Consider the following 21,283-nt stretch of genomic DNA (forward strand, 5'->3'; position numbering starts at 1 on the left):
AAGGTTAATTCAACCGTGATAGCGTATGCTTATTGACGTTAAGTCAGGACGTTTAGATTAGGGAACGATCACAGGCACATCCCCAGCTTGAATTTCAATGGGATGTTATTTTGGGACCGCAAGGTGTAGTGGGGAGATTAAAATTGCATTGAGTTGAAGCATGTTAGAACGGTAAAGAAATGACGCTATAGCGCAAAATCTTACAAGCTCGCAGTAGTTTTACCAATAAAACTAAGTGATGATCGTTTGTTGCGCGACCTTGGCTAAAACGCTTATTTCTTTAGCATATAATGAGGCGTGCCAAACTTAAATCATATATAAAACATATATTTATAGTTTAAGCGCGCGGCAGCTTTGTAACAAATATAGTCACCTAAGTGATGTTGCTACTCGTCTGTTACAAACTGTTGAGCTTTATCAAAAAAGTTGTCAATGGCATCGAGAGCTTGTTTTTTGTCTCTATTTTTGAACGATGTATAAATACTCTTACGTAGTTGAAGGCTTTGTTCTCTACTACCTTTGAGTGCGAGAATCGCTTCTACATTTCTGCGGCGAAGAATAATAAGTGCTTGAAACAGGCTTAAAAACATTACATTTCGGGCTACTTTAGCTAATTGAAGGTCGAAGCGATCTAAGCAGTCCGCATAAGTACTTAAGTCAGATTTGATATGCTCAGAAATTAGTGAAAGGTCTTTCTCAATAATCAATAAATCGGCATTACTACAATTATCAAATGCTAAGTTGTAAACGCCTTTTTCTAAGACATCACGTACTGCGAACAATTCTTCCATACTGGCTGACTGACCACAAAATGCCCATTTTACAGTGGTTGAGTTCATCCATTCGCTTGAAGGCTTTACGAAAGTGCCATTACCGCGTTTGATTTCGATCAGACCAGCCATCGATAATCCCCGAAGAGCTTCACGTACTCGGCCTCTAGCGACACCAAGTTGTATTGCCAAATCACGCTCAGTAGGCAGTTTTTCTAAGGGTTTATACTTGCCAGATACAATTTGATCGCCAAGGTATTCGATAATTTCTTCTGTCGCCGTCATATTGATTTGCTTTCTTCTACGTTTGTTGCCGAAACTATACCTGATTTCGACAACAAAACCTCTTATTGATGCGACTTGAACAACAACAAACTATCAATCAAAGCCATCGTTTTTTTGGTGGTTACGACGCTCTCACTAACATGATTTTGGTGGCACAGTCGCACAGCCAGCCATGCTGAGCATTTTCTGAAAAACTAATGAAGTCACCATTACTAAAAGTGATGCCATCAGTTTTGCTGCCACCTTGATCGCCGTAAAATACCGTGCCACTACCTTGCATCACATAAGCTATCCAAGGCTTGTCACTGGCGTGAAGTGGATATTCAACTGCGCCTGCTTCGATATCAAACATAAAACATAAAACAAAAAACGCCCGACTCGTCTATGGACAGGGCCCTCCAGCCTTGATAATCAAGGTTTTCCAGCTTTGGAGGTGAACGAAGTTCAGCGCTACCTATACCTTTTGTGTCATTGAGTTGTATGTGTTTGGCCATAAGCAATATTCCTTGTAATCTAGGGGCTAAATAGTGGGTACCCACTAACTTAGTTACAATTTAAGTACACGGTGCGCTTTTGTAGATAGCCTTCGATACCGTAAATACCATCTTCGCCTCCAACACCACTACGTTTGTGGCCGCTATGATAGCCTTGGATATATCCTACGATTTGTTTGTTAATAAATAGTGTGCCCACCTCTACATTCTTAATAGCGTGCATAAATGTTTTATAGTTTTGAGTATAAATGTAGGCACTAAGTCCATCGTTACGCCGGTTGGTGATTTCGAGAGCTTGCTCATAAGATGAGATGGTCACAATCGGCATAACAGGCCCAAATATTTCTTCTTTGGCGGCGGTCATGTCAGCACTCACATCGGTAAGTACTGTGGGCTCAATCCAATTTCCGTGCTTGAATTTTTCACCATCGGGTCGTTTACCCCCGAGCGCCAAGGTCGCACCCTCTGCTAGTGTCTTTTCAACAATATCGTAGACACGCTGTAAGCCACCTTGGGTAACACTTGGACCCATATTGACATCACTCATAGGGTCCCCTACACGGATCTGCTTCACGCGTTCGATAACTTTACGCGTAAATTCATCCGCAATTTTTTCGTGAACGAGAACGAGTTCATTACAAATACAAACTTGCCCGCAATTTGCGTAACGTGAGATAACGGCTGCTTCTACAGCAGCGTCGATGTCTGCATCTTCTAAAACAATAAAACTGGCTTTACCTCCAAGCTCTAAGGATAGTGCGGTAATGTTATCTGCAGATGAGCGAGTAATTTCTTGCCCAGCTCGGATACTGCCAGTGACTGTAACTAATTTCGTAATGGGGCTTGCACTTAAGTACGCACCTACTTTTGCACCGCCGCCAGTTATGACATTGACAACGCCAGCAGGAAGTCCAATCTCATCAAGGGTTTTACAAAACTCCATCGCAGTAATTGGTGTGGCTTCGTGAGGCTTTAAAACGACGGTGTTACCGGTTACTAAAGCTGGACCAAGCTTACGTCCGATCAATGCCAGAGGATAATTAAAAGCACATAATGCGACGACAACACCATAGGGGACTTTCTGTATCCAAAGCTGCTCATCGCTGTTGTCTGACGGAAAAATCTGACCTTCTATGCGCCGAGCTGCTTCGGCTGAATAACGTAAATAATTAATAGTATCGTCAAATTCACCATAAGCTTCCGCTAATGTTTTGCCCTGCTCCAATACTAAAAGCTTTGCAAAAAGATCGCGTTTCTTAACTAAGCTCTCGATCATTTTAAACAAATAGTCTGCGCGTTGAATAGCTGGTAAATCGCGCCAATCCTTTTCGGCGTTTTGCGCGCAAACTAGAGCGAGTTCAGCTTCTTTTGTAGACATATTTGGCACGGTAGCAAATGCACAATTGGTAGCAGGATTTTCAACTTCAGTTTTGTCGCCATTTAAGGCGTCGATCCACTCGCCATTGATGTAGCATGAATAGTGTTCTAGTTGTTGCTGTTTCATGATAGGTCTCACTAATGTCATTTTATTTACCGGTAAATTGAGCTGGTCGCTTTTCTACAAAGGCTCTAAACCCTTCTTGGCCATCTTGGGTGTCGTATAAGGTGTCGACTAAACGTTTTTCAAGTTCGAGCGCTTCAGCCATTGGAAGAAGTGCACCCCCATAAACAGCTTTTTTGGTTGCTGCTATCGCTAAAGCGGGACCTTGTCCAAGTTTACTTGCCAATGCTACTGCTGCGGGCATTAACTCTTCGGAATCAAATAACTGATTTATCAGCCCCATCCTGTAAGCCTCTTGAGCCGAAATAGAGTCGCCAGTAGACAGCATTTGTATTGCGTTACTAACACCAATGAGCCTTGTAAGTCTTTGGCTTCCCCCATTGCCAGGAATCAAACCTAGATTTATTTCAGGCAATCCAATTAAGTACTGATGTTTAGCTGCAAATCTGATGTCACATGCAAGAGCTATTTCCAAGCCACCACCAAGACAGTGGCCATTGATGACAGCGATGACTACTTTCTCACAATTCTCAATAAGGGCCATGTTTTCTCGAGCTTGAGAAATCATCTTGGCGTTTTCTTCAGTGGTATTAGCTTCAAATACTTTGATATCTGCGCCAGCACAGAAAAATTTTTCAGAACTACTGTCTACGATGATTGCATTGATTTCGGGATCATTTATTGCTTGGCGTAGGGACGTGTTGAAGCAATTTAACATCTCTAGGTGGTATGCGTTTGCAGGAGGGCGATTCAGAGTCAAAATTCCGATATGCCCTTGTTTCTCAAACAGTACAGAAGATTCATTAACCATTTATAGTTCCTTTAGTTGCTCTGATACTAAGCAAAACAACTTTGCGTCATGTGTATAAACTATATGCCTTATAAATTGGTAGCACCAATTATTTATTTCAATCTAGATTTTAAATTTGATCGAACTCACATAAAGCGCCTTTAAATGGCGATTTGTGTTGTTATTTAAATCGAAAAACCGCAGCTTACTATTTGTGGTAGCACCAATTGTATCAATGGTTTTGTGATTTTAAGGCTTTTTACACAAGCGAAATGGTTATCAAATTATTTTGCACGACTGGATTGGTTTACATTGGTTATCCTTTGCGGGGTGTTTTTCAATAAAGGTTAACATGTGTTGCGGTTAGAGGTGTTCCTTTAGGTGTCAAATAAACATAACACAAGGTGGATTAGTTCTCTTTTAGAGAGTTGAATGCTCCAAAGTGCCAGTAATAAAGGGTGTCATCATAAGTTTCTTGCCTCGTTATTTTTTGGTTAACAATATTGTAAATTGGTAAATCATTTGTCGAAATATTGACATCTGTCACAGACTAGCAACGTTTAAAGGTAGATATTATAGCGACTCAAGTGGATACAGCTTGGGCAAAAATATCACGGAAGTGTAAACACCCATTGCTTGTTGATGAGTCAGTCATCTGAGTTGCCTTGGCTACATAAAACGGAGATTTTTAGTCATGCCCGATCTACAAGCTGCACCTATTTTGTCGGTTAAAAATCTTAGGAAGTCGTTTTCAGGGAAAACCGTTGTAGATGATGTTTCGTTTGACGTCTATCCCGGAGAAATCGTGGCCTTGGTCGGAGAGAATGGTGCTGGTAAGTCTACAACCAAGAACATGCTGTGCGGTTTGCTTCAGCCATCTTCGGGTGAGATTTTTGTCGCAGGAGCTCCGGTAACACAAATTAAAGGTCTGGAACATGGGATTTCGGCAGTTCATCAGGAACTCAGCTTGTTTCAAAGTCTTAGTGTTGCCGAAAACATGTGTATCACAGACCTCCCAGGTGCAAAGGCTAATGTAGATTGGAAACAAGCGGACCGCGTTGCTCAAGAGCAACTTGACTTCCTTGGAATAGAGATCGATACCAAAGCTAGCGTAGAGTCTCTTGGTGCAGGCAAGCAGCAAGTGGTTGAGATTGCCAAAGCTTTGTTGCACGCCGATAAGTTACTCATTCTTGATGAGCCAACGACGTCATTAACTGCGCCAGAGCGAGAGAAATTATTTGTCATCATGGACCGCCTTCGTGAAAAAGGGGTCGCTATTATATTTATCTCCCACTTTATGGATGAAGTTTATCGCATGAGTGACAAGTTCATCGTATTGCGTGACGGAAAACAAGTGGGCAATGGATATTTGAAAAATGTCCCTCGAAGTAAGCTTGAAGAGATGATGGTTGGTCGAACCATTGCAGAGTCAAGTATCGATATAGGTATACCAACCGATGTCGAAGCGGTTCGCGTTCAGAGCCTAAGCTCTTACGATTTTCATGATGTATCGTTTAAGGTTAACAAGGGCGAAATCCTTGGTATTGCTGGGTTAATGGGCGCAGGGCGTACTGAAGTTGTCGAGTCGCTTTTTGGCATACGAAAATCAGAGGGCGAGATATATATCCATGGCCAAAGAGTCAATAAGGTCTCTATAGCCGCGATGAAAAAGCTTGGTCTGTGCTACGTCACCGAAGATAGAAGAGGTAAGGGACTTTTTGGTATCCGACCGGTCAAAGAAAACATTAGTGCAGCCGATATTCTACGTTTCGTTTCTCGCCGGATTAAGGGCTTTGGTTTTCGTGGCGAGTCTGTAGAAGCCCAAAAAATTGTCAAGAAAATGAATGTCGCTATTCCTCATATCGACTCTCAAGTTAACAATTTGAGCGGGGGAAATCAGCAAAAGGTCATGCTTGGAAGATGGCTCGCAACTCAACCGAATATTTGCATCTTGGACGAACCAACAAAGGGCGTTGATATTGGTGCAAAGTTTGACATTCACAACATGATTGCAGCGCTGGCCAAAAGTGGTGTGGCAGTGATCATCGTATCGTCTGATTTACCAGAACTACTCGAAGTATCACACCGAATTACTATCATGCGAACTGGACATATGGTGGGTGAATTCCAAAGAGACCAGTTTGACTCGGTCAAAATTATCTCACTGGCGGCCAGCTCTGCCTTCGAACAAGCCCATTAAGAGTGATTTTCATGGATAGATTTAAACAAACTTTCTCAAGTAAAAAATGGCTGGCAATCGCCTTGGCTACGCTAGCGCTGGGTATCGCCTTGTCCTTAGTTTCGACAGCATTTTTGACATTTTCCAACATCCAGTCTGTTTTAGTGCAAGCCAGCGTGACTGCAATTATGGCGGTGGGGATGACTTTTATTATCCTAACCGGCGGTATCGACATTTCGATGGGAGCAATTTTATTTTTCACATCTTCTCTATTCGCAAAAATCATGGTGGAAACAGGCTCATATAGCATGGCATTTACTGCCGCTATTGGATGTGCGTGTTTACTCGGCGCGGTAAACGGGCTGCTGGTGGTGCGTTTCAAGATCATCCCCTTAATTACGACTTTAGCGACATATACGATGTATAGAGGGATGGCAATTCATTTAACCGGCGCACAAAACATCCCTGTTCCTCGTGAAATGGGCTTTTTAGGCAATGGCAAATTGATGGGGATTCCAGTCCCTATTCTGTTGTTAGCAATCGTTTTTGTGCTGGGTTTGTATTTACTCAATAAAACTCGCTTCGGACTATACGTGAAAGCCATTGGCAACTCGGAACAATCAGCCAGAGAAACTAATCTCCCCGTTAATTGGGTGACCATTTTGGTTTATGTCATTGGTGGCTTAACAACAGGAATCGCAGCTCTCATTCTTTTAGCGAGAGTAGGTGGTTTGCAATCAGGAATTGGAATCGGTATCGAATTTACCGTTATTGCAGCTGTGGTATTAGGAGGGACCAAGCTATCTGGAGGATCAGGAACCATTGTTGGGAGTGTTATTGGAGCGGTATTTTTAGTCTTAATTGATAACGGACTAAACCTACTCAATGCCTCACCTTATATCTATGACATTGTTAAAGGCGTTGTCCTATTAGCCGCTGTCATTATCGACAAAGTATCTTTTGAAAGACAGGCCAAACATTTATTGGAGCAGAAAGCTTTAAGAATAAAAAGCACCAGTGGTGTGGCATAAATTAAGATTTGTACCCTACAAGGAAATGAAAATGAGTAAAGTACTAGGTTCTATAGTGGCTATTGCCATGCTCGCAAGTTCGACGTTATCTTTTGCAAAAGATATCACCATTGGTCTTTCGGTTGACCAATTATTTGAAAGTCGTGTTGGTGTTACCGACGCGATTAAAGCTGAAGCAGCAAAACAAGGTTATAAGTTAATAGAAGTGGTTGCCGACGGTGATGCGCAAACCCAAAATTCACAGATCCAATCGCTGGTCACCCAAGAAGTGGATGCCATACTAGTCTGTGCGGTTGATCAGAACACGATTGAACGTGCATTAATTGGTGCTAAACGTGCTGGTATCCCGGTGGTTGCCTATGATAGAGCACTTCCTGATAGTCGTGCTGTTGATGCTTTTGTTGGGCCTGACTCGATTTCTGATGGCTTGGCTGCTGGCCAACACATGGTTGACCAACTAAAAGGCCTAAGTGGAGATATCGTCGTACTTGAACTCTTAGGCGCACTTAACGACCAAAATGGTATTGATCGAAGCAAAGGTTTTAACGATGCGCTAAAGCAATTACCTAATGTTGAAATCGTAGCGATGCCAACGGATTGGGACTCAGCTAGAGCCCTTGCAGCTACCCAAAATGCTTTTCAAGCGAACCCTGATATTAAGGCTGTATTCGCTGCAACTGATACCCAAATTCCTAGTATTGAAACGGTGCTAACCGATATCGACAAGATGAAATCAGTCGGTGAAGAAGGCCATGTTGTGGTAACGGGTGTCAATGGTAGTAACGATGGCTATGAAGCAACGCGTAAAGGTTTTGCTGACGGTATTGTTGTAATGGATTTGGCATTAACCGGGCAAACCGCAGTGCATTTGGCAACAGCGCTTATCAACGGTGAAAAAGTTGAGATGACCAATGTAATACCTGGAAGCTTTTATACGAGTGAGAACATCGAAAGTAATAAAGCGACGATTTGGGGCGCCAAGTAATACCTAATTGAGCAAACCAAATTCATAGAGGTGCAAAAATGGATAGTGTATATAAGGCCGAAGGTGGCAGCAAAGCTAAGCTCAGAAACTCTCTGGGCGCATTGAAGACGTATCCTTCGGTGCCAATCATTGTCTCTTTGATTATTGCATTCTCTTCGTTCTCTCCTTACTTCCTCACGGCTGGTAATGCTGAGTCGATTTTGGCAGCAAATTCAGTTGTAATGATCGCAGCAATTGGGATGACTTTGGTGTTTTTAACTGGGGGTATTGATTTGTCAATATCGACAGTTATTAGCGCCAGTGCAGTTGTTGCTGGCACTGTAATGGCGAGTACCGGAAGTATTGCCTTGGGATCGGCAGCTGCTGTAGGCGTTGGTTTGGGGTTTGGGCTGCTCAATGGTTTTCTAATTGGATATTGTGGTTTGACGCCATTTATAACAACCATGGGAACTCAGCTGATTGCTCGCGGTTTAGCCTTCGTTATTTCCCAAGGTATTGCTGTAAAAGGTACGCCGTATGCGCTTCTTGATTTCGGTTTTTACACCTTATGGGGAATTCCAGGGGTGATGCTGATATGCATAGCTATTTTAATTGTTTCCATCGTTGGACTTAGCCAAACCACTTGGGGGCGTGAGTTGATGTTATTTGGTAGTAGCCGTGATTCAGCCCGATATACAGGTATAAATACCAAGAAAATCGAACTCAGTGTATATATGATTTCAGGTGTTTTAGCGGGCATTGCCGGCATGATTAGTATTGCCAACTTAGGCAACGCTATCCCAGGAGTCGGCGACACGCTTCTGTTAATCATCATCGGAGGAGTCGTTCTCGGTGGGACAAGCATGAACGGTGGGGAAGGGTCGATAACACGGACAATTTTAGGGGTTGGGATTCTAGCCATATTGACCAACGGATTAAACCTAATGGGTATTCCGTTCTACGACCAATTAATCATTCAAGGCATACTTATTTTTGTAGGTAATGGCTTAGCGATGAAACTAAGTAGTAATAAACGATAAACATAGATTCGAAAGCTGCCCGTGCTGTATTAGGGGCTTTCGAGTTTATTCCCGCATAGTGGTAAACTTAGCTCACTTATTAGCTAAGTTCGTTCTTTAGTATGACTAAACATTTAGGAACAGAGTCTATTTTTGGTTGTGACAACACTGTTTAAGCTTCAGTCGTGTTGACCAATGTCAAAAGTCTTTAACCAAAACTCCATTTCTATGCGTTAAGTGGTATTATTAATACAAGTCCATTTGAGTTAAGAAACTTATGTCTAACCAACGTCGTTATCAAGAGATTGGCCGCAAGATTGAATTACTGTTGTTATCTGGCGAGTTCTCTCCTGGTGCGCGCCTTCCATCCGAACGAGAGCTTAGTGAGCAATTCGGTGCAAGTAGAGCCATAATCCGCGAAGCGGTAATTATGCTTGAGCTTAAAGGTTTGGTTGAGGTGAAACAGGGCGCCGGTATTTTCTTCCTTGATTTTTCTGATAGCAATACGGTTTTGGAAGATGCAATAAGTGAGATTGGTCCTTTCGAACTATTACAGGCGCGTCAGTTACTCGAAACAAACATTGCCTCATTTGCAGCGACTCAGATTAAAGCTAATGAAATAAAAGAAATGCGCATGTTGTTAGTGGAGCAAGAGTCAGAAATTAATGGTGATAGTTTACGCTTTAACGAATTGGATCATCAGTTTCATAAAATGATTGCAGAATCGACACAAAACAATCTACTTATCCAAATGGCCGAGTCGATGTGGGCAAATGTACGGACGAACAACTCCTTATGGGAAGCCCTGAATAATCAGTTTTTGCATGAAGAACGTCTGCAAAACTTATGGCTATCTGACCATAAAAAGATATTAATGGCTTTGCAGCGTCGTTCACCACAAGAAGCTAAGTTAGTCGTATGGCAGCACATAGAACATGCCAAACAAGAACTATTTAAGTTAGCAAATGTTGATGAACCTGATTTTGATGGTTATATGTACACTGCTAATTCTGTACCGACCTTAGATGTGAGCAGCGAAAGCTAAAAGAATACGTAAGCACTTGCCCGTATTCTCTGCGGGCAAGGTTTTTCACCATGCCAAAATCTCTCCATCAATATTTATAAACTGTCCGCTTTGTTCTCGCTTCAGGCCCTCAATGAGTGGGACTAGTTTCTCTACGACTTGCTCGACACTATCATCCGCTTTAGGTCCTCCCATTTGGGTTTGAACCCAACCGGGATTAAGGGCGTAGCAGCTTATGTCGCGTTCAGCCAAATAGCTTGCCAACCGAATAGTTAACATATTAAGTGCGGTTTTGCTGACCGCATAAGCATCTAAGGAGTGTTGAAGGCTGTTGCTCGCATGACTCATCGAGGCAACACCGGACGTAAAATTGATAATCTTTGCGTGCGTATTGCATTGCTTTATTAAGTTTTGTACCAGCAATGCAGGACCGATACAATTAGTGCGCATAGATTGCTCAAACGCGTCAATAGACCACTGCTCGAAGGGTTCCATGATACTTATACCCGCATTGTTGATGAGCATGTCGAGAGTCATTTGAAGCGTTGTTAGGCAATGTCCAAGGTCAATTATTGAAGATTCATCATTAACGTCCAGGAGCTGAATTCGTAGCTTTGAATACTGCAAACTCAGTTTGCTTAGTTCGGGACTCGTATCAATATTTCGACAAGTTGCGATAACAGCGTGCCCCTGCTTTAAGTAGCGTTGAACCAAACCTAAACCTATGCCTCGGTTTGCGCCGGTCACAAGAATATTCGCCATGTGTTTACCTATCTTGGTGGTACAAAAAAGCCAGCGTTTTAGCTCGCTGGCTTAAATCTAATAAGCGCTATTAACTCAGTCAAAGTTAACGTAGAAGGTCTTTTTCTCCAAGTATTGCTCGAAGCCGTATTTACCATCCTCGCCCCCGGTCCCACTAAGCTTATAGCCATTGTGGAAGCCCTGGTGTTGTTCACCGTGACCACGATTAATGTAGATCTCGCCAGCTTCAAGTTCGTCGACTAGACGCATGATCGTTTTCATATCTTTAGTGCACACCATTGCAGCTAAGCCATATTCACAATCGTTTGCATAGTCGATAACTTGCTCAAGCGTACTGAATTTCAATACGGGTAAAATTGGCCCAAAGGATTCTTCATGAACGATGGTCATCTTTTGTGTAACATCGGTCAAAATAGTGGGTTCAAACCAGTAACCGTTCGCAAATTCGCCTTGATTAAGACGTTTACCACCAAAAGCTAGCGTTGCCCCTTCACTAAGGCTTGTTGCCACTAGGTGCTCCATGGTTTCTAGTTCGCGCGCGTTTACTTTAGGCCCCATATCCGTACTATCGAGCATTGGATCGCCAACTCTTAGCGCTTTTACTTTGCCTAGGAAGATGGTCATAAAAGCTTCGTAAATGTTTTCATGAACATACATACGCTCATTACATGTACAAACTTGACCACAATTGTCAAAACGAGAATGCAATGCGGCTGCAGCTGCCTGTTCTAAATCAGCGTCTTCAAGTACGATGAAAGGCGCTTTCCCCCCAAGCTCTAGTTGTACATGTGCAAGATTAGCCGATGCAGACTTTATGATGGCTTGACCTGCTGGAGTGCTGCCGGTCATGGTAATCATATTGGTTAAAGGATGTTTAACCAAGGCGTCACCAAGGGTTCGTCCGCCACCCGTTACAATGTTTAGAACGCCGTCCGGAATACCAACCTTTTGTGCAATGTTGGCAAGTTCAAGGGTTGCTAATGGCGTTTCTGATGTCGGCTTAACCACGATAGTATTGCCGGCAACTAGCGCGGGTCCTATTTTTCGTCCGGCGAGAGCTAATGGAAAATTCCAAGCGGTAATAGCGACGACAACCCCTCGCGGAATTTTATGTATCCAAATGTGTTCATTCGGATTATCGGACTTAACAATGTCACCATCCATTTGGCGCGCCCAATCACAGGCGTACTCAATAAATGATGCAGTGACATTGACTTCACCAAGCGCAACTTTTAGCAGTTTTCCTTGCTCGCGAACTAAAAGTTCAGCAAGGCTGTGTTGTTGCGCTCTAATCTCTTTTGCAAACTCGCGCATCAGTTCAGCACGTTCGCGTGCTGGGCGTTTACGCCAGGCAACTTGCGCCTTTTTAGCCGCTTGTATCGCTAGGTCTGCATCGCTTTCGTCACCGTCTTGAATTGTCGCGATACACGCTTCGGTTGCGGGGTTTAAAACTTCAACCGTTTGGCCTGCGTTGGCGTTTATCCACTGGCCGTCCACGAACATTTGGTAATTTTTCAACTCAATTCCATCCTTTGTTGAGTAGACAAGAAATCGTAACTACCTGAATCTACAGGGATACCATTAATCTCACACTGCTTCAAATACTCAACCTGCGGTTCATTTGGCGCTATGACCTTCTCAACACCGGGAGCCGGAGGCACTTCATGTAGTTCTTTAATCATTTGGGCCATCATTCCTGAGAAGGCATGGCCGCCAAACTTACTGGGATCAATAACAATAACTAAGCTACATAGCTTACGCATCTTGTCATAATCATCATACATACGATGAACATGGTTACTGAAGTTCGCTCCCATAAGAATACCCGTTAAAGCGTCAATCGCTAAGGCAATTCCAGAGCCTTTGTGACCTCCAAAGGGTAGTAATGTAGCAACGGCATGGGGATCTTGTGTTTCGTACCCATCTTTATCTATCGCTAAGCCTGGACCTAAAGGAGTGTTGTTTTCCTTAGCAAGTAATAGCTTACCAAATGCAGTTGCACTGGTAGCCATATCGACAATCATCGGCTCGGAGTTCAACACTGGGAACCCAAATGCAATTGGATTAGTGCCTAAGAAGGGTTTCGCTCCCCCATGAGGGGCAACACAGGTGTCAGTTTGTGTCATAACAATCGCAATCAAGTTTTGATCGGTTGCCATTTTTGCGAAATAAGACAATGCACCACAGTGAGAGGTATTCTTTACACTAACAAAACCCAGCGCATTCTCTTTTGCGAGGCTCATCGCCTCGTTAGTGGCTGCAATAAGCGCGCTATGGCCCATTCCGTCGTCAGAGTCCAAAATAGAAACGCAAGGTGATACTTTCTCAATGGCCATTTTTGCGTCGATATTTAGTCCACCCTCTGCGATACGTTTGCAGTAGTGTTCAACACGCATTACCCCATGGGAATGTACTCCTCTGGAGTCAGCGTGGACGAGTACATCGGCAACTTCTTGAGCTACTTCTTTTGAAAGCCCTACTTCATGAAGTCTGTCAAAAGTTAGCTGTGTTAGCTTTTGTATTTCTACATTGTGAACGGTCATTGTAACTCCTAGCTAAATTGAATAACGCCTTTGATAAGGGTCTTGTTGTTAACAACTGATTGCTCGTAATCCAGCCCTACCGTTGCAAAGTCGAAGGTTTGATTGAGCATCATTGATTCGCTAAGAGCGCCATCTTCGAAGTATTTGATAACCATGTCGAAATCATCGCTAGTTGCATTGCGACTAGCGATGAGGGTTGTTTCTTTCTTGTGGAAAGTTGGGTCATCCAGTTGTAGGTCTCCGATATACAGACCAATAAATACAATTTTCCCACCGTGCCGAATTAGATTGACACTATTGGTCATTGACTGTTTATTGCCACTAGCATCGAGGACTGTGCACGCTAATTCGCCATTAAAGTGGCTACGTAAAGATTCAATATAGTTCTCTGAAGTCGGGTCAATAGCTGGAATATCAAGCTGGGCACTGATATGTTCACGACGGCTTTCTGCGATGTCTGCAACAACTACATTAGCACCGCGAGCTTTTGCTATTGCAGCCGCTCCAATGCCGATAGGACCGGCACCAACAACCAGAACGTTTTGTTGTTTCGCTGTTTGAGCTCGAGCATTAGCGTGCGCACCTATAGCAAAACATTCGATTAGAGAGCTCGCGCTTGGACTTATAGAAGCGGGTACTGGAATTAGGTTTGTTTCGTTAACAGCTAAGAACTCTTGGAAGCCCCCATCTTGATGTACACCATATAGTGAGACATCTTCACAACAATTGGTTTTACCTTCCATGCAAGCTGAGCATTTACCGCAAGCCACGCATGGAACAACAACAACTTGTTGGCCAGTTTTGAGCTTGCTAGCTGAATTTACAGTTTCCACAACACCACAGATTTCATGCCCCAACACTCTTGGGTAAGAAAAAAATGGTTGTCGTCCGGCATAAGCATGAATATCAGTACCACAGATTCCTACAGCTTTAACTTTGATCAATGCTTGGTCAATTCCGATGGTTGGAATTGATACTTCTTTGTAAGCGATCTCAAATGGTTTTTCACAGACAAGTGATTTCATGAAGATGTCCCTATTGTTTGTTGAGTTGATGTAGTAGAGCGGACATGCCATTGCTATCAATGTCTTGGTAGTGGCGGTGAATACTGCTCGTGATGGCTACATTATTTGCAAATTCAGGCTTAAATATCGCGCTTAAGCTCAGGAGGTTGTTAACGATGTCTTTGCTGGTTTGAGCTGAACTGATTTTCGCTTCTATTTCGGCGGCCATCGGGTCAACAAGTTTGAAGTTAGCGGTATGCTTGCCTTGTACATAGTGCATCCAGCCTGCGATCAACAGCGGAAGGATAGTGCTTTGTATACCTAGTTGATTGAGTCGTAAACATGGGTCTACTGCACGTTGACTTAGTTTCTGACTTCCATCACAAGCGATTTGAGCAGTCATATGCTTAATATTGGTATTACTAAATCGAGAAATTAAAGTTTGGGCGTACTGCTCCAAATCTACATCGAGTTCTGAGCTCAGTGATTTCGCTTGCTCATCTAGCATTAGTTTTAAAGTGAGTTGGCGTAATTCGCTGTCTTGCATACACTCAAAAATATACTGGTGTCCGCAAAGGGAGCCATTGTAAGCGAGAAAAGAATGGCTGCCGTTTAGCATTCTTAGTTTCATTTCTTCATAGGGCAACACGTTTTTAACTAGCATTGCACCAGCAAAATTCCAATCTGGTCGACCTGCAACAAAATTGTCTTCAACTACCCATTGCCTAAAATCTTCACTGATTACGCCACATGGATCAGGCATTGATATTAGAGATTCAATTTGTGTAAAACTCTCGTCAGTCATCGCAGGAACAATACGGTCGACCATTGTATTTGGGAAACTTACTTTTGCGTCGATCCAATCGGCTAACTCACTATCGATTGCGCGAGCAAAATTAGTAACCGCTAAGCGGGTTAAATCTCCGTTTTCAGGGATGTTGTCACAGGACATGATACTGATAGGTGGCAGGCCAAGCTGCTTACGGCGCGCTAGCGCTTGGCTTATTAATCCAATTGCGGATTGCGGAGAGCTCGGGTTTTTTAAATCGGCCGCAATCAAGGGGTGGTCTAAGTTAAGGCCGTCATGATGATTTGAGCAGTAGCCTTTCTCTGTGATCGTTAACGAAACAATGGAAACTTGGGGCTCTGCAATTTTGGCAATCGCGGCTTCAATGCCATCATGTTGGGTATGTAAACTTCCGGTGAAACAACGAACAAGACGTGTTTGAGTCTGTTCTGCTCCTTTTTCAGTCACTGTCAGTAAATGATTTTGCGCCGAGAACTGCTGCATTAGATCATCGAACCCGTACATGTTGACAGCGAAAATGCCCCAGTATTCCTTTGATGCTTGATTGCACAAATCTGTAAAAACAGCTTGATGAGCTCGGTGAAATGCGCCAAATCCGATATGTACAATTTTGCTTACCAATTCGTGGCGAGGGTATTGAGTACGGATTATGGATGCTGATTGATCCGCTTCGTCGAGTTGTGTAATAGTCATTTTCTCATCATTGGTTTACCAGTTTGGGGTGATTGTACGACATATTGAACCAAATGTGTTGTGAGCTGGCTCACATCTTTGATTTGGTTATAGCGTTAGCAGTCGTCAAAATTGGTGGTGCTCACCGTCAGGCCTTTAAATAGAGGGTTTTGTAGGCGTGTTTGCTTCACACTTTAGCGTTAAAGATTGTTGAACTATTCCTTCACTGGTTTACCACGGGCAAGGTTTTATTTATTATGTAGGTTCGTAAACTCGTTATATGGCTAGTCTGAGCCCTTCTTTAGCGCTATGACGATGAATAAAATAGCAATTAGGTTTACCTATGTTGTTCGATTTAGTAACAACGGGCGATTTCCCTAATAAGGCCTAATTCGCTTATCTTCTCTAGGTACTACGCAAGTTGGTTCAATTAGTACTTGCCTCAATTTACAAAGGAAGTGTAATGCACAACATTAAGCAAGTATTTACTCAGCTGTTTCGAGTGCCGTTGGCAGAAGTGTTATCGGATGCCAAGCATGGAGACCACCATTTTTTTGAATTAGTTACCACTACCATTGTTTTAGATAACGGCGTCGAAGGCACAGGTTATACCTACACTGGGGGTAAAGGTGGCTATGCAATAAAAGCGATGCTTGATCATGATATTGCACCTGAGCTAATAGGGCGTGACGGTCAAGATATAGATGGTATATATGATTTTCTAGAGTGGCATTTGCATTACGTCGCTAGAGGAGGGATTGCTTCTTTCGCTAGCTCTGCAGTGGACATCGCGTTGTGGGATATTAAAGGTAAATTGGAAGGCCAGCCCTTATGGAAAATGGCAGGCTCAAATGCACAAAGCTGTAAAGCCTATTGTGGTGGCATTGATTTGATGTTTCCGCTGCCAAAACTATTAACCAACATTCAATCCTATTTGGACCGTGGTTTTAACGCCGTTAAAATTAAAGTAGGTCACGAAAACATAAATCGCGATATTGAAAGGGTGAATGCGGTACGACAGCTAATTGGGCCCGATATAGTTTTCATGGTAGACGCTAACTATTCTTTAAATGTTGATCAGGCTATTGAATTCTCCAAAGCGATAGAAAGTAATGACATCACATGGTTTGAAGAGCCAACCATTCCTGATGATTATTTAGCTTACGCAAAAATAGCAGAGCAAACCAATATTCCATTAGCAATGGGGGAAAATCTACATACCATTCATGAATTTGGCTACGCATTCGAGCAGTCTAAATTGGGATTCGTTCAACCTGACGCTTCTAATTGTGGGGGGATAACGGGCTGGTTAAGAGTTGCGGCAATGGCGAAGGACTACAGTATTCCAGTATGTTCTCATGGTATGCAAGAATTACACGTGAGTTTAATATCATCGCAAGTGCATGGCGGTTGGTTAGAAGTGCATAGTTTTCCAATTGATGAATACACAAAGCGTCCTTTATTGGTTAAAGAGTTCCGCGCGCAAGCTCCGAATATTCCAGGGACAGGGGTAGAGTTTGACTGGTCTAAGCTCAAAGCGCATAAAGTTGCCTAGTTTAAAAACCTGATAAAAAACGCCTCAAATGAGGCGTTTTTAGTATATAGAGGTCTTAGTTGGTATTTTGAAAGGTATCGGCTTCCAGTGTTTGTCTTTTTACTCGATAACGGCAAATGTAATTCCAATTCCATGTCGCGTCGTATTTGTGACAAAGTCCCCATTCTAAGCTGGGCAAAGGTAGTGTGTTTGAGGATGGGTTTCGGAAAATCCCAAGTGCTTCCGGAGCCCCTTTGATATGACTCATAATCTCGAAGTTAAGGCCATCAGCGGCCCACTGAATGGTGTTTTTTTCCGGGCCATCGGTAGTAATTAATGAGGCAATACCACCATTACAATGCCAAATAGCAACTTCATGGCCACTATTTGAAATTGGATTTAGCTCTGACTTTGTATACGGCCCTAAAATAGAGTTAGCTATAGCAACACCATGTTTGATTTCCCGGCCTCCAAAGTTCATACCTTCACCCATTGTTTCTCCTTTATAGTAAAGATAGAACTGATCTTTGAAAAACATCAGGCACGGGTCGTGCACTTTGTGGCTATCAAAACTGCCCTTACTCGTCACATAGAATCGGTTATCGATATCTCCTAGCCATTGGCCATCTTTTTCTGGAGAAAGTATGGCTTGATCGGACTTATGCCAAGGGCCAAACGGAGAATCAGCCCATGCAATCCCAATCTGCTCAAATTGTCGGTTTGTGTAAGGCGTTTTGACCGTCTGATATACAAGGTAAAACTTGCCCTGATGCTCTAACACTTCTGGTGTGAATACCGCACGGTCATCATATTGACCAGGGGCTCCGGCTTGAATCGCCGGACCGTGCTCTTGCCACTCTAAACCATCTGCTGAACTCGCATGCCAGACTTCGGTTTTATCCCATGGAAAAACTTTGTCATCAATATTATCTGTATCAAATCCAACTGTTTCACCTTCTCCCTTGGTATACCAACAATGATAGCGCTCTTCGTGGAAAATAACGGCACTTGGGTCACGGCGGATTATGCCTTCTTTATACGCAAAATCGCCGAAGAGATCCCTTTCTTCAAATTCGATAAACCAGTCACTGTTTTTACTGTCGTAACCACGCTCCAGAGCACGCTTTGAAGCAAGACTTAAGGGTTTGTTTACTGTCATTAGATATCCTAGGCGTTTGATTCTACTAAGCTACGCACTCGTAGTCCGTTGTTGTCAAATAAGTGGGCCTGATTCAAATCACAACCAGCCTTAACTGTTGAGCCGCCGCTTACATTTTTATCGCCAGCAATATGAACTTTGAAACCTGCTTCTTTGGCGAATTCACCAAATAAAAATGTACTATTGCCAAGCCGTTCAACAGCTTCGACATTGATGTCAAAACTAAAATCTCCAGCAATGTCTAGATGGATATGTTCAGGCCGTATCCCGAAAGTGAGTGTTTTTCCAATTTCTAAACTAGAACCATTGACCGCTAGTTTAGCTGATTGACCATTGCTGAAATTAACCACTACACCGTCCGCTTCAATGGCGCTCAAGGTCACTGGGACAAAGTTCATTCTTGGAGATCCTATGAATCCAGCAACAAAGAGATTATCGGGAAAATTATAGAGTTCTATTGGACTACCGACTTGTTCAATATAACCGTCTCTTAGAACCACGATATTATCAGCTAAGGTCATCGCTTCTACTTGATCATGAGTCACGTATACCATGGTATTTTTAAGCTTTTGATGCAGTCGAGAGATCTCTAAACGCATCTCGACGCGAAGCTCTGCATCTAAATTTGACAGCGGTTCGTCAAATAAGAACACTTTTGGATCGCGAACGATAGCCCGTCCAATTGCAACACGCTGACGTTGCCCACCCGATAATTCCTTAGGTTTACGTTTTAGCAAAGGACCTAATTGAAGTGTATCAGCCGCTTGTTGGACAAACTTGTTAATTTCATCTTTGGACTTACCTGACATTTTTAGTCCAAAGCCCATATTCTCAGCTACGGTCATGTGGGGATAGAGTGCGTACGACTGGAACACCATTGAGACACCACGGTCCGACGGGTCAACTTGGTTTACCAATTCATTGTCAATGTATAGCTCACCGGCACTGATATCTTCGAGTCCAGCGATCATGCGTAACAGTGTTGACTTACCACAACCCGAGGGTCCGACAAATACTGTGAACTCGCCGCTTTTTATATCTAAATCAACGCCGTGTATGATTTCTGTGTGTCCATATCTCTTGAACAATTTATCTAGCTTTATTGTAGCCATTGTCAATTCACCATTAAATGTACGTATTGTATTGAGGGTATTGTACGCCCAATACAATCGAAAAAATTGGTTAGGTTAACCTTTTTGTGATCTATAACGCTAATTGGTTGTCCAATTGTGTTTAGAATACAATTAACAGTGACGAAGTAAGAATAGGTAAGAATAGTTTACTGAGTATACGACTGTTGCAGTATTGGACTTTATGGTGTGTTCATAGCTTCGTAAATGAATGACCAAAAATGTGAATCTAATGATGATTAGATAGGTTTGGGTTTGGAATTCAGAACTAGTCAATGCTATTGACGAGTATTTTAATCCTCGACCTTACAAAGGATGAAAGACAATGAGATCGAATAAGCTAAAAATGAGTGCAGTAGCAATTGCTATGCTAATTGGGGCTAGCGCGCAAGCCGCCACGACTTTAGAAGTTAGTTCTTGGAAAGGCTATGGTGCAGAAACGGTAAATTTCCCTGCGATTATTGAGCGTTTTGAAGAACAAAACCCAGATATCAAACTGAAAATGACCTATGTCTCTCGCAATGACACTGCAACAGTAATACCTGCTCGTCTATTGGCTGGCGATCCTCCTGATGTCGTTATGGTTGACCGGGACTTTATGGCAATTTGGTCGCGCGACGACCAACTTATGGACTTAAGTGCTGAACCCTTTGTTCAACGCATACAAAAAGATTTGCAACCACTGTTGGAGATAGACGGCAAAGTTCACTATATGATGCTTGAAATTAGTGGCATGGGTATGTACGTCAACAAAGATCTGTTCAACAAAGCCGGCGTAGAGGCGTATCCGACATCTATCGATGGCATGATCGCAGCTTGTGAAAAGCTTAATGCTGCTGGTGTGATCCCAATGATTTTGCCGGCGAATAATGGTGGTTGGAGCCCTCACATGTTGGTAGATTCGATGGCTCTAGCAGGTTTAGACGCAAAACCTGACCAAAGCAAAATCGACAAGCTTAACAGTGGCGAAATAAATTTTGTCGAAGATGAAGGCTTTAGACAAGCAATGCTGGCGCTTAAAAAGCTAAAAGAAGCTAAATGTTATGATGCTAAAATTAGTGCGGGCACCGACCCATGGTCCGTTGGTTTATCTACATTTCAAAGCGGTCGGGTAGCGATGCTTCCTCAAGGTTTGTGGAACATCACGCCGTTTAGTAACGACGAATTACCTGAAAACTACGAAGTTCAACCTTTCCCTACCATTGCGAATGATGCAGGGGTAACCATGGACTATATTGGTCCGGGTTGGTCTATTCCTAAGTCTGCAAAAAATGTAGATGCTGCTAAAAAATGGATTGATTTCTGGTCGCATGATGAAAATTTGAAGCTATTTGTGCAGGCAGATACAGCTGTATCTCCGCTGGTTGGTGGCACAGATGGACTACCAGCACTAGCAAGTGGTTACACTCAAACGCGTGCTAACGGGAATTTTGTAGCGTTTCCTCTAGGAACTTGGAGTTCAGAACTTACCCTAGCAATGGCTGATGACATTGTGGCTTATATGCTCGATACCGATAAAGACCTAGATACAATATTTAAGCGTTGGGACGAGATTAGAGACAATAACTTATAATCTAATCTTTGCCGCAATAACATAAGGTACTATTTCTAAGC

General features: G+C 43.0%; 18 protein-coding genes. 7 read left to right on the plus strand and 11 right to left on the minus strand.

What is annotated here, in order from left to right; translation table 11 throughout:
• Positions 1 to 386: 386 nt before the first annotated feature.
• The 4 genes from DBZ36_RS11855 to DBZ36_RS11870 form a co-directional block, all read right to left on the minus strand.
• The gene (locus tag DBZ36_RS11855; protein ID WP_120355163.1) at positions 387 to 1,055 is read right to left on the minus strand and encodes a FadR/GntR family transcriptional regulator; all 669 of its coding nucleotides are present in this window, start codon (positions 1,053 to 1,055) and stop codon (positions 387 to 389) included.
• Positions 1,056 to 1,176: 121 nt separating this feature from the next.
• Entirely contained in the window at positions 1,177 to 1,407 is a 231-nt protein-coding gene (locus DBZ36_RS11860) for a hypothetical protein (RefSeq protein WP_120355164.1), read from the minus strand.
• A 191-nt stretch (positions 1,408 to 1,598) separates the two neighbouring features.
• Positions 1,599 to 3,053, minus strand: a complete 1,455-nt coding sequence (locus DBZ36_RS11865; protein ID WP_120355165.1) for an aldehyde dehydrogenase family protein — start codon at positions 3,051 to 3,053, stop codon at positions 1,599 to 1,601.
• 22 nt (positions 3,054 to 3,075) lie between these two features.
• Positions 3,076 to 3,861, minus strand: coding sequence for an enoyl-CoA hydratase/isomerase family protein (locus DBZ36_RS11870; RefSeq protein ID WP_120355166.1), 786 nt, complete (start codon positions 3,859 to 3,861; stop codon positions 3,076 to 3,078).
• 673 nt (positions 3,862 to 4,534) lie between these two features.
• On the opposite strand from DBZ36_RS11870, the gene DBZ36_RS11875 reads away from it, so the two are divergent.
• From DBZ36_RS11875 to DBZ36_RS11895, 5 genes are all read left to right on the plus strand, one after another.
• Positions 4,535 to 6,040, plus strand: coding sequence for a sugar ABC transporter ATP-binding protein (locus DBZ36_RS11875; RefSeq protein WP_120355167.1), 1,506 nt, complete (start codon positions 4,535 to 4,537; stop codon positions 6,038 to 6,040).
• Positions 6,041 to 6,051: 11 nt separating this feature from the next.
• The gene (locus DBZ36_RS11880; protein ID WP_120355168.1) at positions 6,052 to 7,050 is read left to right on the plus strand and encodes an ABC transporter permease; all 999 of its coding nucleotides are present in this window, start codon (positions 6,052 to 6,054) and stop codon (positions 7,048 to 7,050) included.
• Between the two features lie 31 nt (positions 7,051 to 7,081).
• Positions 7,082 to 8,035: a sugar ABC transporter substrate-binding protein gene (locus tag DBZ36_RS11885; protein ID WP_158589090.1), complete on the plus strand. Its 954-nt coding sequence runs from the start codon at positions 7,082 to 7,084 to the stop codon at positions 8,033 to 8,035.
• Positions 8,036 to 8,073: 38 nt separating this feature from the next.
• Entirely contained in the window at positions 8,074 to 9,054 is a 981-nt protein-coding gene (locus tag DBZ36_RS11890) for an ABC transporter permease (protein WP_120355170.1), read from the plus strand.
• 256 nt (positions 9,055 to 9,310) lie between these two features.
• A complete protein-coding gene (locus tag DBZ36_RS11895; protein WP_120355171.1) occupies positions 9,311 to 10,078 on the plus strand; it encodes an FCD domain-containing protein in 768 nt (255 codons plus the stop codon).
• A 45-nt stretch (positions 10,079 to 10,123) separates the two neighbouring features.
• Here the strand turns inward: DBZ36_RS11895 and DBZ36_RS11900 are convergent, their stop codons facing one another.
• The 5 genes from DBZ36_RS11900 to DBZ36_RS11920 form a co-directional block, all read right to left on the minus strand.
• Positions 10,124 to 10,819, minus strand: coding sequence for an SDR family oxidoreductase (locus tag DBZ36_RS11900; protein ID WP_120355172.1), 696 nt, complete (start codon positions 10,817 to 10,819; stop codon positions 10,124 to 10,126).
• Positions 10,820 to 10,894: 75 nt separating this feature from the next.
• Complete coding sequence (gene aldA / locus DBZ36_RS11905; protein ID WP_120355381.1) at positions 10,895 to 12,322, minus strand: aldehyde dehydrogenase; 1,428 nt, start codon at positions 12,320 to 12,322, stop codon at positions 10,895 to 10,897.
• An 11-nt stretch (positions 12,323 to 12,333) separates the two neighbouring features.
• Positions 12,334 to 13,362, minus strand: coding sequence for an Ldh family oxidoreductase (locus DBZ36_RS11910; protein ID WP_120355173.1), 1,029 nt, complete (start codon positions 13,360 to 13,362; stop codon positions 12,334 to 12,336).
• Between the two features lie 8 nt (positions 13,363 to 13,370).
• Positions 13,371 to 14,387, minus strand: coding sequence for an alcohol dehydrogenase catalytic domain-containing protein (locus tag DBZ36_RS11915; RefSeq protein WP_120355174.1), 1,017 nt, complete (start codon positions 14,385 to 14,387; stop codon positions 13,371 to 13,373).
• A gap of 10 nt (positions 14,388 to 14,397) precedes the next feature.
• Positions 14,398 to 15,867 (minus strand): mannitol dehydrogenase family protein, encoded by a 1,470-nt coding sequence (locus DBZ36_RS11920; RefSeq protein WP_120355175.1) that lies wholly within the window; start codon positions 15,865 to 15,867, stop codon positions 14,398 to 14,400.
• Between the two features lie 442 nt (positions 15,868 to 16,309).
• Here DBZ36_RS11920 and DBZ36_RS11925 point away from each other — a divergent pair, with 442 nt between their 5' ends.
• Positions 16,310 to 17,401, plus strand: a complete 1,092-nt coding sequence (locus DBZ36_RS11925) for a mandelate racemase/muconate lactonizing enzyme family protein (RefSeq protein WP_120355176.1) — start codon at positions 16,310 to 16,312, stop codon at positions 17,399 to 17,401.
• A 55-nt stretch (positions 17,402 to 17,456) separates the two neighbouring features.
• On the opposite strand, the gene DBZ36_RS11930 is transcribed toward DBZ36_RS11925, so the two are convergent.
• Positions 17,457 to 18,539 carry a glycoside hydrolase family 117 protein gene (locus tag DBZ36_RS11930; protein ID WP_120355177.1) on the minus strand — a complete coding sequence of 361 codons (1,083 nt, stop codon included), beginning with the start codon at positions 18,537 to 18,539 and terminating at the stop codon, positions 17,457 to 17,459.
• A gap of 8 nt (positions 18,540 to 18,547) precedes the next feature.
• A complete protein-coding gene (locus DBZ36_RS11935; RefSeq protein ID WP_120355178.1) occupies positions 18,548 to 19,651 on the minus strand; it encodes an ABC transporter ATP-binding protein in 1,104 nt (367 codons plus the stop codon).
• A 343-nt stretch (positions 19,652 to 19,994) separates the two neighbouring features.
• Between DBZ36_RS11935 and DBZ36_RS11940 the strand changes: the two genes are divergently transcribed.
• Positions 19,995 to 21,242, plus strand: a complete 1,248-nt coding sequence (locus tag DBZ36_RS11940; protein WP_120355179.1) for an ABC transporter substrate-binding protein — start codon at positions 19,995 to 19,997, stop codon at positions 21,240 to 21,242.
• Positions 21,243 to 21,283 lie beyond the last annotated feature (41 nt).

The organism is Alginatibacterium sediminis (assembly GCF_003610775.1).
Classification (GTDB): Bacteria; Pseudomonadota; Gammaproteobacteria; order Enterobacterales; family Celerinatantimonadaceae; genus Alginatibacterium; species Alginatibacterium sediminis.